10 protein-coding genes are annotated in these 12,337 nt (G+C 60.5%); 3 read left to right on the forward strand and 7 right to left on the reverse strand.

Annotation, left to right across the window (positions count from 1 at the left end):
* Nucleotides 1-257: 257 nt before the first annotated feature.
* The 3 genes from M5B98_RS17250 to M5B98_RS17260 all read right to left on the reverse strand — a co-directional run bounded on the left by M5B98_RS17250 (nucleotide 258) and on the right by M5B98_RS17260 (nucleotide 4,158).
* Nucleotides 258-1,637, reverse strand: coding sequence for a VOC family protein (locus M5B98_RS17250; protein WP_248743383.1), 1,380 nt, complete (start codon nucleotides 1,635-1,637; stop codon nucleotides 258-260).
* Between the two features lie 111 nt (nucleotides 1,638-1,748).
* Complete coding sequence (locus tag M5B98_RS17255) at nucleotides 1,749-2,687, reverse strand: alpha/beta fold hydrolase (RefSeq protein ID WP_102619566.1); 939 nt, start codon at nucleotides 2,685-2,687, stop codon at nucleotides 1,749-1,751.
* 16 nt (nucleotides 2,688-2,703) lie between these two features.
* The gene (locus M5B98_RS17260) at nucleotides 2,704-4,158 is read right to left on the reverse strand and encodes a flavin-containing monooxygenase (RefSeq protein WP_248743384.1); all 1,455 of its coding nucleotides are present in this window, start codon (nucleotides 4,156-4,158) and stop codon (nucleotides 2,704-2,706) included.
* A 171-nt stretch (nucleotides 4,159-4,329) separates the two neighbouring features.
* Here M5B98_RS17260 and M5B98_RS17265 point away from each other — a divergent pair, with 171 nt between their 5' ends.
* The 3 genes from M5B98_RS17265 to M5B98_RS17275 all read left to right on the forward strand — a co-directional run bounded on the left by M5B98_RS17265 (nucleotide 4,330) and on the right by M5B98_RS17275 (nucleotide 7,576).
* Nucleotides 4,330-5,403 (forward strand): diguanylate cyclase, encoded by a 1,074-nt coding sequence (locus M5B98_RS17265; protein WP_248743385.1) that lies wholly within the window; start codon nucleotides 4,330-4,332, stop codon nucleotides 5,401-5,403.
* An 84-nt stretch (nucleotides 5,404-5,487) separates the two neighbouring features.
* Nucleotides 5,488-6,726, forward strand: a complete 1,239-nt coding sequence (locus M5B98_RS17270; protein ID WP_248743386.1) for a M20/M25/M40 family metallo-hydrolase — start codon at nucleotides 5,488-5,490, stop codon at nucleotides 6,724-6,726.
* Nucleotides 6,727-7,273: 547 nt separating this feature from the next.
* A complete protein-coding gene (locus tag M5B98_RS17275; RefSeq protein WP_248743387.1) occupies nucleotides 7,274-7,576 on the forward strand; it encodes a hypothetical protein in 303 nt (100 codons plus the stop codon).
* Between the two features lie 78 nt (nucleotides 7,577-7,654).
* Here M5B98_RS17275 and M5B98_RS17280 read toward each other — a convergent pair whose 3' ends face one another.
* The 4 genes from M5B98_RS17280 to M5B98_RS17295 form a co-directional block, all read right to left on the reverse strand.
* Nucleotides 7,655-8,524 (reverse strand): isocitrate lyase/PEP mutase family protein, encoded by an 870-nt coding sequence (locus tag M5B98_RS17280; RefSeq protein WP_085708719.1) that lies wholly within the window; start codon nucleotides 8,522-8,524, stop codon nucleotides 7,655-7,657.
* 160 nt (nucleotides 8,525-8,684) lie between these two features.
* Nucleotides 8,685-9,719: an arginine N-succinyltransferase gene (gene astA / locus M5B98_RS17285; RefSeq protein WP_134827346.1), complete on the reverse strand. Its 1,035-nt coding sequence runs from the start codon at nucleotides 9,717-9,719 to the stop codon at nucleotides 8,685-8,687.
* Nucleotides 9,720-9,774: 55 nt separating this feature from the next.
* The gene (locus M5B98_RS17290) at nucleotides 9,775-10,791 is read right to left on the reverse strand and encodes an arginine N-succinyltransferase (protein ID WP_248743388.1); all 1,017 of its coding nucleotides are present in this window, start codon (nucleotides 10,789-10,791) and stop codon (nucleotides 9,775-9,777) included.
* A 118-nt stretch (nucleotides 10,792-10,909) separates the two neighbouring features.
* Nucleotides 10,910-12,259: an APC family permease gene (locus tag M5B98_RS17295; protein WP_085708716.1), complete on the reverse strand. Its 1,350-nt coding sequence runs from the start codon at nucleotides 12,257-12,259 to the stop codon at nucleotides 10,910-10,912.
* Nucleotides 12,260-12,337: the final 78 nt, after the last annotated feature.

Consider the following 12,337-nt stretch of genomic DNA (forward strand, 5'->3'; position numbering starts at 1 on the left):
TGACTGTTATCAAAGAGCGTGCCAGTTTTTCAGAAGCCTTGTAGATCAAGGATATGGCACGGAGGGAACTGTTTCCTGGGCGAAAAAACCTGCATTTCAGGCAAAAAGTGCGCAAGAAGTTGCGCAGTACTGCGCAACTTCTTGCGCACTTGGCTGCAGCCCTTGATGTGCAAGGGCTGCAGCGATTCTGATGGGGTTTTTATTACGGGGAACTGCGCAACTTCTTGCGCAGTATGGCCAGGTGCCGCTTCGTCGCGTTATCGGGCAAGCGCCTTCAAACATTCCTCGATCGAACGCCGTTGAGTCTCGGCATACAAGCCCAGTTCATCGATGGTCGAACGTCCCAGGGACAGTTCGAATGACTGCCGGTTGGAGTGCTCGCCATAATGCGTCTGCGCGCCGTCCCCCAGGTTCGACTGAAAAATCCCCGCCGCACTCACCGGCAGGAAATCTTCGTACACCAGCGGTTCGGCTTTCACATAGCCGTCGCGCAACAAAGCTTGCAGCGAAACCTCAGCGAGACGACCCGCCGCCAGCCCTTTGTCTGTCAGGAAATAACGGAAGTACGCCAATTCCTGCTCGCGCATGCCATCGAGGCTGTCAGGGAATTCGCTGAAGTGCCGGGTCATCAGCGCGTTGTAGCGTGAGGCATTGGCTTCGTTGGGGAAGTCACCCAACTCATCTCGTGCCGCATTCAGCAGACGGTCGTACAACGCCCGGCCCTTGGGTGTCAGCGCCGCACCCCGTTGCTCGATTTCGCCAAACCGGGCGCTGTGGCTGCCACGGGTTTGCGTCTGGTCGGTGAACGCGATTGGCTCGTCCAGCGCCTTGAAACTGGTCTGGCGCAGGAGGATCGGATGCTGCCGGCGCGGCGGCCCTTCGATCACAGCTTTGGGCGTGATGCCATGCAGCGGCATCTGCGCCTGAACGATGTCGATGTCCAGCGTGCGCGGAGTCAGGTGGTTGATGTGCGGGCCTTTGAACGCAACCACATCGGCAATCAGACGATGCTGGGCGCTGAGGGTCTGGTATTGCGCAGCGGTGACGGTGGCGCTGTGGTGCCAGCGAAAAGTCTCCAGTGCCTGCAGGACAAATTCCCCGGCTTCGGACTCAGTCAGTCCACCAATGGCTTCGGCCTGTTCAATCAGGCGCAATGCCTCTGACGTAAAGATCGAACGCTGATCCAGCACCGATTGCGCGAAGGCCCGCAGCTCGGAATCTTCAATCAACTCCAGTCGCAACAACGAAGTGAACACCCGGAACGGGCTGACCTGTAGCGCATCTTCATGCACTGCTCGAAACGCCGTGGAATGCACCGGCACCCCGGCAGGCGTCAGGTCGTAATAACCCACGGGCTGCATGCCCATCACCGCAAACAGGCGGGCGAGGGTGGCCAGTTCAGTGGCGGTGCCAACGCGGATTGCGCCATGGCGCTCCATGTCCAGGCGTTCGATTTCGCCGGTACTGTGCAGTTGACTGGCGATCTGCGGCTCGCGTGCCAGCACGTCGCGGTTGGTCTGTTCCACCAGTTCCATCAAGGCGCCGTACAGCGGCACTTCTTCGCGGTACATGTCGGACATCGCTTTGGAGAAGCGTTGGCGGATCAGGTCGGGGCTGACGAAAGGCTGCACGGTCATGAAAAAAATTCCTGGCACGGTCACGTAAAGGATGTCGGAAAAGATCGCAGCCTTCGCCGACGCGGGCAAACGAAGAATCCTACGAACTTCATTCTGCCAACGACTGACCGTTTACCTGTCCTGACGCGAATTCTCCCCCAGGAACTCCCGATACAAACGTGCCGTGTTCGACGGCTGTTCGACCATCGGCATGTGACCGACGCCGTCCCACACATCGACCCGCAGATTGGCGATGCCCTTGCTCCAGACCGGCACGCTGCTGACATCGATCAAGCGATCCTTACGGCCCCAGAGCAACAGCCCCGGGCATTTGATGTCTGGAAGTTTTGGCTCCATCGGCGGGCTGGCGCGGAAATCCCGGAAGATCTCCTCCAGTTCATCCCGGCGTTGTTCGTAGCGCTGGGCGATGGCATCCAGTACCAGCCCCGGCACCCAGGGTGGCGAAGCCATGGTCATCGCATAGAAGCGTCGGAATTCTTCCCGGGAATTGATCAAAAACGGATTGTGCCCACGTGCCAGATGGCGCTCCATGTCGCTGGGCTCCGGTGCCGTGACGCCGGCCGGGTCGATCAAGGCCACCGAAGCGATGCGATCGGGGTAGGTCGCCGCCAGCCACGCGGCGATGTAACCGCCCATGGAGTTGCCGATCACATGGACTTTCTCGACCCCGCAGACGTCGAGCAACTGGATCATGCGCTTGGCCTGCACCGCGATGTCGTAGCCACCCCCCGCCTTGAAGCCGGTCTCGCCGTGGCCGGCCAGGTCCGGAATGATCACTCGATACTGACTGACGAAATGCCGGGCGAAGCGCAGCCACAGGTTCTTTTCTGCGCTGTAGCCATGCAGCATCAGAATGCTGCTCGACGCTTCATAGGGCCCGCCTTGCCAGGTCGACACGGTCATTTCGGCAATCGGTACTTCAATCTTGTGCAACCGGTACAGCTTGGCCTCCAGGGCCGCGCTCAGGTCGTAGAGCCAGTGGCCGACCGCCGGGTAGCTCAACCAGCTCCAGGCCACGAAAACTGCGAGGGCGACAAACAGCAAGAGCATCGGACGTCTTCCTTGTTCAAGACAGAATGTGGTCGGCCGGTTTCAGCGCCCGGGTCAACCGGTGATAGCTGAAACTGAAGCCCGGGAACATTGCGATCACATGACCGCTCCTGCTTTGATACCAACTGTGGCAGCCGCCGGTTTTCCAGACCGTGCGCTCCATCTCCCGGTGAATCATCTGAGTGTAGGTACGTTCTGCTTCGGGGCGAACTTCGATGCTGCGCAGACCGTTAGCCTGCACGGTGCAGATGCAGTCGAGGATGTAGTTCATCTGCGATTCGATGATGAACAGCGCCGAGGTATGCCCGATGCCGGTGTTCGGCCCGGTGACGATAAACAGGTTGGGAAAGTCCGGCAGGCTGGTGCCGAGGTAGGCGCGCGGGTATTGCGCCCAGACATCGCGCAATTGCACGGCGTTTTTTCCGCTGACCGGGTAGGAAATCACTCCATCGGTGGCGTCGTAACCGGTCGACCACACGATCAGATCAACGTCGATGTGCTGGCCGTCCGTGGTGACGATGCCGGTTTCGTCGAGGCTGGCGAAGCCTTGCTCGCGGCTGTGTAGTGTCACGTTGGGGCGGGTCAGCGCAGGGTAATAAGTGCTGGAAACCAATACCCGTTTGCAGCCGATCGTGAAGTCCGGCGTCAGTTTTCGCTGGAGTTCGGGATCCGTTACCTGGCGTTTGAGGAATTTCAGGGCCTGGCGCTGCACCATGTGAATCGCCGGTTTTGAATATTTGAAGGCGATGACCCGCGTTTCGAACTGCCAGTAGATCATCCAGCGCAACAGTTTGTAGGCCGGTTTCAGACCCAGCAGCCAGCGCTGGAAAGGCCCGAATTTGCGGTCGGGTCGGGGCAGCACCCAATGCGGCGTACGTTGAAAGACGTGCAGTTGCTCAACCTGCGGCGCAATGGTCGGAATCACCTGCGCCGCACTGGCGCCACTGCCGACGATGGCCACGCGTTTACCGCGATAGTCGTAGCTGTGATCCCAATTGTTTGTATGAAAGGTCTTGCCCTGAAAGCGATCCTGCCCCGGGAAGTGTGGGACGACCGGTTGGCTCAATGGCCCGGTAGCATTGATCAGGAACTGTGCGTAAAACGTGCCTTTGGTGCCGGTGTGTACGGCCCAGCGTTTCTCGGTGTCATCCCATTCGATGCGTTCGACATTGGCTTGCAGTTCCACTCGGTCGCGCAGGCCGAAACGCTCGATCACGTGTTCGGTGTAATGATGAAGTTCGGCCTGTTCGGCGAACATCTGCGTCCAGGGGTAGGGCGCGAACGACAGGGAATACAGGGGCGACGGCACATCGACCGCCGCGCCGGGGTAAGTGTTCTGGCACCAGGTGCCGCCGAAAAAGTCCCGCCGCTCCAGCAAGCGAAAATCGTCGATGCCGGCCTTGAGCAAATTGACCGCCGCACACTGGCCGCCAAACCCGCTGCCGATGATCAACACTTGATAGGTCTGCATGGTCCTCCTTCTTAGAGTCTTTTTTCCATTTTCTTCCTTTCATGTATAGCCAATCATTCGCCTGCCGTGTGATGGAAATGGCGGGGTATTCGGCCGCTGGCCGGTGATGGCTATTTAACGTCTCCCTGTTAGACTCCGAGCACATCCTTTTGCGGTGTACTCGAGGCCCTTATGGGAAGAACGGGAGGAAAGGGACTTTCACTGGCCAGGAGGCTTTACACATCGCGAACCCTCGGGTTGGTCCTGGGGCTTCTATGCGTGAGCGTTGCGATGTACCCGCTCGATCCGCAGGCGTGGGTCTGGGCGCTGATGCTGTTCAACGGCCTGGTCTGGCCGCACCTCGCGTATCAATGGGCCCGACGGGCCAAGGTTCCGTACCACGCCGAACACCGCAACCTGCTGCTCGACGCCTTTCTCGGCGGCTTCTGGGTCGCCGCCATGCACTTCAATCCCTTGCCCAGTGCCACGACCATTTCGATGATGGCGATGAACAACGTCGCCATCGGTGGTCTGCGTTTTCTGCTGGCCGGGGCGGCGGCGCAGTTGCTTGGTGTAGGCGTCGGGCTGGTGGTGTTTGCCCCGGCCTTCATTCCCGCCACCTCGCCGGCGCAGCTCTATGCGTGCCTGCCGTTGTTGATGCTGTATCCGCTGGCGCTGGGCTGGATCTGCTTCCGCCAGGCCTACACCCTTGGCCTGCACAAACGCGAATTGTTGGCCCTGAGCCGCACCGACAGCTTGACCGGTCTGCTCAATCACGGCGCCTGGAAGGATCAACTGGATATCGAATTCGAACGCAGCAAACGCCAGCAGACAGGCGCGGCAATTGCGCTGATCGACATCGACCACTTCAAGGCAATCAACGACACCTACGGCCATGTGGCCGGCGATATTGTCCTGCGTCAGTTGAGCAAGATGCTCAAGCAGAATCTGCGGATGGCGGATGTGGCGGGGCGCTACGGCGGCGACGAGTTTTGCGTGATCCTGCCGGACTTGCCGCTGTTCAACGCGGCACAGGCGATGGAAGCGTTGCGTGAGCGCTTTTCCTTTCTGGTGTACGAACAGAACCCGGCGTTGAAAGTCAGCCTGAGCATTGGCCTGGCGGCGCTTGATCCGGCTCACGGCGATGCAACGCGCTGGCTCAATGACGCCGATGAAGCGCTCTACGAGGCCAAGGCGAGCGGGCGCAATCGGGTGATCTGCTGCAACGATGACAAGCCGCGGCGCGAGGTATTCGATTCGGTTTGAACGGATTGGGTGTCGCATCCGGGATAGAGCCTTGGGGCGATGTCAGGTACGGTTCAGTACCCGACACGAAACAAGGATTGATTCATGACGTTCAAATTCCCTCGTTCCCTGCTGGCCGCCGGTCTCGGCCTGACCCTCTCTTTCGCAGCTGCTGACGCCTTCGCCGAACCGCACAAACAGGTGCTGGCCGACGCCGAACAATACAAACCCGAAGCCCTGAAACTGCTCGAGCGTCTGGTCAATATCGATTCCGGTTCCGGCTATGAGCCAGGGCTCAAGCAAGTCAGCGACATCGCCATCGATGAGCTGAAAAAACTTGGCGCAACTATTGAGTTGGTGCCGAACACTCCCGAAAAAACCAACCACGTGCTCGCCACGCTCAAAGGCACCGGCAAGGCGAAAATCCTGCTGATGGCGCACATGGACACGGTGTTCAAGGAAGGCTCCGCCGCCGAGCGTCCGTTCCACATCAAGGATGGCCGTGCCTACGGGCCGGGGGTGATGGACGACAAGGGCGGGATCGTCGCCGGCATCTACGCGCTGAAAATCCTGAAGAACCTCGACTTCAAGGACTACGCGCAAATCACTTTCCTGCTCGACGCCAGCGAAGAAACCGGCTCGGAGGTCGCCACCGACCTGATCAAGAAAACCGCCAAGCTTCATGACGTGACGCTCAACCTCGAACCGGGCCGTCCGGCGGATGGTCTGGTGGTATGGCGCAAGGGCAGCGCCACCGCGCTGGTCGAGGTCAAGGGCAAGGCTGCTCACGCCGGCGTCGCGCCGGAACTGGGGCGCAACGCGGCGATGGAGGCGGCGCATCAGATCCTGCAACTGGGCAAGCTCGGCGACGAAGCGAAGAAAACCACCATCAACTTCACCGTGCTCAAGGCCGGCGACCGTACCAACGTGATCCCGGATCAGGCCACGGCCAAGGCTGACGTGCGGGCGGCGGTGCCGGAGGAGTTCGACCGGATCGAGAAGGATCTGGCGCGGGTGTCCCAGGAAAAACTGATTCCCGATACCGAAGTGAAGACCTCGCTGCAACGCGGCTTGCCACCGATGCCGCAGACGGCGGAGTCGGATCGTTTGATGGCGATGGCTCAGGGGATTTACGGCGAGATTGGCCGCAAGTTGACTGAAGAAGGCAGCGGCGGGGCGGCGGATGCGAGCCTGTCGGCCGGGGTGGGGACGCCGACGCTGGACGGGTTCGGGATTGTTGGCGGCAATATTCATACGCCGGAGGAATACGCGGAGGTGGAGAGCGTGGCGCCGCGGATTTATCTGTTGTCGCGGATGATTATGGAGTTGGCTAAGGGGCGGTGAGCAGTGGGTTCGGCGGGGTGTCAGGTTTCCCCCTCACCCCAGCCCTCCCGAAACGTCGGACCGCCCGGAGGGAGAGGGAGCCAACCGAGGCGTCTTGCGTAAGACATCGACCTGAAATACCGAGTCGATTATGGATTCAGCGCAAATCTTCCACGTCGGTGTATCTCACCAATATCCCCCAATCGGTTCCCTCTCCCTTTGGGAGAGGGCTAGGGTGAGGGGGCATTTGTAGGAAGTGAAGAAGGCGTGAGCGGCGCACAACTTTCCAAGACCTTTCCTACAACGTACCCTGTTGCCGCGTTTCGGTGCCGACCCCTATAGTCTGGGCTCGCGGAAAACTCCGCGAACGATCTTGGCCGGTCGGTAACCTGAAACGTAACAGCGCCATCGCTCAGAGCAGTTTCTGGGCAACGTGTTATGGCGGCTGTGCGCGGGACACCTTAGGGTGTGCCGGATCTTTCAGGTATCTGGTCGGCCAACCCGCTCACAGCTGCCACCTTTATTCGCTTGGCCGCGAACGGTGGTTGTCTCACCTGGAGTCACACCAATGTCAGAACAAGTAATCCCCCGCTACCTCCCCATCGACACCTACGACGCCGAATCCCCGGTGCTCTTCATCAATACTCAAAAAGAACTCAGCGACATGGCCGCGTGTGCAATGCACCGTTTTGTGGTCGTGCGCGATCTGGCGGACACCTTTTCCAGTCTCGACCTCAAGGGTATTTCCGATTGTGATCTGACGCGCATTACCGGCGCGGTGCATCTGCTGATGCGAGAGGGCTGCGCGATTCTGAACGTGATTCAGACGCGGGCATTACAGCGGGAGGAAGGCTTCAAGACAGCGGTCTAGCGGTTTCGCGGCGGGCGCCATGCGAGTGGACTCGTAATGGCGTCGGGCCGCTCTGCCTCTTTGTCGCGTGGTGCGGAGTTACTCTTTGACGCTCATGTATTCCTTGGCCCAGAGAATGTATTCCTCAGGCTGGGTGTAGGTGTGGGTCAGTTCGGTGGCGCTCAGGTCCGAGGCCTGGGTGAAGATCTGCCGCTGTTCGCGCAGGCTGTCGTAAGTGGCCTTGATCGCCGCGAAGTAAGCACCGTGGCCGTCGATGGTCACGCGCACACCCAGTTCGGCCAGGCGTTTGTCGTCGCGCAGCGCCGGGTTACCGTAGGTCACCAGCATCAGCGGGACGGTCAGGTGTTCGGCGATCTGCTCGAGCTGATCGAAGTCCTGGATGCCGACCATGCAGATGCCATCGGCACCGGCGGCCTGGTAATGCTTGGTGCGGCTGATGATTTCCTGGTTCGGCAGGATGCCGGCGTTGGTCCGGGCGATGATCGCCATTTCCGAGTCGACCCGGGCTTCCAGTGCCGCGCGGATCTTGCCGACGCCTTCGGCGACGGTGATCAGGTCGGTGGATTTACGGCCGAATTGGGCTGGCAGCAGGGTGTCTTCGATGGTCAGTGCGGCGACGCCGGCGCGTTCCAGTTCGACGATGGTGCGCATCACGTTGAGCGCGTTGCCGTAGCCGTGGTCGGCGTCAGCGATCACCGGCAACTGGGCGACGCGGCCGATGCGGGTGGCCTGCTCGGCGAATTCGCTGAGGGTGATCAGGGCAAAGTCCGGGGCTCCCAGCACCTGCAACGAGGCGACCGAGCCGCCGAGAATCCCTACTTCAAAACCCAGGTCAGCGGCGATGCGGGCGGACATCGGATCGAACACCGAGGCGGTGTGATAGCAGGTGTCGGAAGCCAGCAGCTGACGGAAGTTACGGCGCAAATCTTGATGAGAAAGCCTGGTCATACGAGTTCCACCAATACAAAGGAATGGAAAGGCTTGAGCAAAGGTGTCAACGCCGAAGGTGAAAAGGCTATCACGCCAATGGGTCAAGGATCATGACGAATTAACGAGGAAGTTAACCAGGAAAAACCTGTTCAGGCTTTCTTGCTGCAGGCAGAGGCGCTCAGGCCGCCACTGCCTGCTGCTGTTGATTGGGCAGCGGCACTGCCCGTACCGAGTTGCCCGGCTGCAATTGCAGCCGTTTGGCGGTGAGGCGGTCGACCACCAGACTGCTGCCGACCCGGCGGCCCGCAGCGACGGTGATGCGGCAGTTTTCCAGACGGCGGTTATGGATCAGCCACAGCGGCGCCTGTTCGTCCGGCGTGCCGATGCTTAGCGTCAGTTCCAGGCTGTCGCGCACGGTGCGGATGCTGCGGATCGGCGCCTCGATCACCGGGCCACCGTCAAAGATGTCGATGTAGCCTTTGTGCGCGAAACCCTCGGACTGAAGGATCTTCAGCGCCGGTTCGGTGTTGGGGTGGGCCTGGCCGATCACGGCCTGGGCCTGTTCGGTGAGCAGGCAGGTGTACAGCGGCTGGCGTGGCATCAGTTCGGCGATGAATGCCTTGTTGCCCAGCCCGGACAGGTGGTCGGCGTGGCTGAAGTCCATCTGGAAGAAGTGCCGGCCCAGACTGTCCCAGAACGGCGAACAGCCTTGCTCGTCGGCACTCCCTCGCAGTTCGGCGATCATCTTCTCGCCGAACAGATGCGGGAATTCGGCAACGAACAGCAAACGCCCCAGCGACAGCAGACGTCCATTGCTGCCGTGACGCTGGTCGTGGCGCAGGAACAGCGAGCACAGTTCCGATTGGCCGGTCAGTTCATTGTTGAGGAACAGGGTCGGGATCTGCCGCTGGATGCCCAGATCCGGTGCCGAACTGACGGTCAGCCCGACCCGGTAGTTGTACCAGGGCTCGCGCAGGCCGACGGCCCCGGCCAGGGCGCTGACGCCGACCACGCGCTGCTCATCATCCTCGAGCACAAACAGATAATCGGCATCGGCCCGCTCGACCTGTTCGGCGAATGCCCGTTGCGCCCAGCGTACCCGGTGGGCCAGGCGATCTTCGTTGGCGGGCAGGGTGGTGAACCCCGGCCCGGCCTGTTGCACCAGCGTCATCAACGCTGGCAGGTCGCTGACTTGGACCGGACGGACAATCATGCTGCAACTCCTTTTGCGCGCCTGCTCGGGCACTGTCGTTGGGTGAGGGCGCGATTCACAGGGCAATCACCCGGATCGTGTCGCCAGCGCTGACATTCAGCGCCGCACATATCGCCGGCGTAAGTGCCAGGGGTTTACCAGGCTGGTAATCCAGCTCGGCGACCACCGCCCTGAAGCCGTGCAGTGCATCGTTGCTCACGAGATAACGACCGCGGGCGTCGATCAGAGGTTCCTCTTGAACCGTTGCGATCTGGCTCTGCACGATCGAACGGATGTTGGCCGTGCGCGCGTACAAGGTCGGTCCGGCATCGAACAAATCGATGTAGCTGTTGGTTTCAAAACCTTCGCGCTCAAGGATGTCGAACGCTTCCTGACCGTCCGGGTGGATGCGGCCGATGCACTCCTGCGCCGCCAGCGGCAGCATCGGCACGTAGATCGGGTATTGCGGCATCAGTTCGGCGAGAAACGTACGGCTCTGCAAGCCGCACAGGCGCTCGGCCTCGACGTAGGGCAGGTCGAAGAAGTGTTTGCCCAGTGCATCCCAGAACGGCGAGTGGCCTTGAGCGTCGCTGTAGCCAACGATTTCGGTGATGACGGCTTCGGCAAATCGTTGTGCGTGGGCAGCGATGAACAGCAGGCGCGCCCGTGACAGCAACTCGGAAAACGGTGTGCGTACCAGTGCTGCGTCGATGTGAAAGCCGCGCAGCAGGGTGTGACCGCTGAGGTCGTGGCACAGCGACAGCGCCGGCACGCCGTGTTCGATGTTCAGTTCCCGCGAAGCGCTGGTGAAATGGCGATTGCGCAGGCTGTAGAACGGTTCGTTGAATCCGGCAGTGGCGAGAATCTCCGAGCAGCCGACCAGGCGACGGTTGTCCAGATCTTCCAGCACGAAGAAGTAATTCTCCGGGCCCTGAGCCGCGGCATCCGTGTCGAACGAGGCGCAGGACGCGGCGATCTTTTCGCCCAGGTGCTGGCTGTCATCCGGCAGGGACGTGACGCCCACCAGGCTGTCGCGAGCCAGTTGTTGCAATTGAGGCAGGTCGTTTGGCTCGACTGGACGTAAGACCAGCATGGATGCACTCCTGTATCAAAAGGTTCGGCACATTCGCCGAACCTGACTATCACTGTCGGTTTCCACGCGTTAAAGCGGCGGTCGCCTGAATTCTTGTCAGACGCCGCCCTTTTTCTTGTCAGCCATTGCTCGGGTCAGGCAGCGCGGTACTGGCGCCGAGCTTGTTCAGGAAGAACAGGTACACCAGACCCAGGGCGATCCAGATCAGGCCGAGTTTCTGTGCATCGACGCCCATGTTGTACATGATGGCCGCGACGATGCCGAAGCCGATCACCGGGCAGATCAGGTGACGGATCACCTGGCCGGACTTCTGCCGGCGCCAGTAGTAATTGATCACGGTCAGGTGCAGCAGCATGAAGCCGCTCAGGGCGCCGAAGTTGACCAGCGAGGTCAGGGTGTCCACCGAGTTGATGAACAGGTAGCAGATCACCAGCGACAACACGGCCACCAGATAAATGCTCAGGTACGGCGTGTTGTGTTTCGGGTGGACCTTGGCCAGCACTTTCGGCAGCTTGCCATCGCGGGCCATGCCGAACAGCAGGCGCGAGACCGCCGCTTGCGAAGTGATCGCCACCGCCACGCCCCAGGCCAGAGCCGTGGCCACGCCGGTCAGGGTCGCGAGCCAGCTGCCGGCGGCGATTTCGGCGATTTCATAGAACGCGGTGTCGGCGGACTTGAAGCCCATGCCGGCGGCCAGATCGGTGGCGATCCAGGTCTGTACGACGAAAATCGCACCCATCACCACCAGGGTGATCAACGCGGCTTTGCCGACGCTGCGGCCCGGATCGCCCTTGATCTCTTCGGCAAGCGTGGAGATCGCATCGAAGCCGAGGAATGACAGCACCGCAATCGACACCGCTTGCATCAGCAGGGCGAAATTGAAGGTTTCCGGGTGGTACAGCGGCGCCAGGGTCAACTGGCCGTTGCCGCCACCGTTGTGCAGGGCGTTCCAGGCGTAGAACAGGAAAATCCCCAACACAACGAGCTGCGCCAGCAGGAACAGGATGTTCATGCGGGCGGTGAAAGTAATGCCGCGCAGGTTGACGAAGGTCGCGCTGACCAGGAATGCCAGAATGAAGCCGACTTTCGGGATGTCCGGATACAAATGGTTGAGCGCCATCGCCGCATAGACGTAAAGCAGCGGCGGAATCAGCAGGTAGTCGAGCAGCATCAGCCAGCCGGCGAGGAAGCCGACGTGTTGATTCAGGCCCCGCTGTGCGTAGGAATAGACCGATCCGGCAATCGGAAAGGCCCGGGCCATGCTGCCGTAGCTTAGCGCGGTGAAAACCATTGCCACCATGCCGATGATGTATGCCAGAGGCACCATCCCTGGTGCCTCGGCGTTGACGTAGCCATACACGCCGAACGGGGCGATGGGGATCATGAAGATCATCCCGTACACCACCAGATCGGTCAGTGTCAGGCTACGTTTCAACTCCTGTTTGTAGCCGAACTCTTCTATTTCCATGAAGCGCAACTCCTTGTCAGCCAATCGGTCGTTTTAGTTGTTATATCGGTCCGTCGTTTACAGCGTCAGCAGTGTTTA

The sequence above is a fragment of the Pseudomonas sp. MWU12-3088 genome (assembly GCF_023242405.1).
GTDB classification, from domain to species: Bacteria; Pseudomonadota; Gammaproteobacteria; order Pseudomonadales; family Pseudomonadaceae; genus Aquipseudomonas; species Aquipseudomonas kribbensis.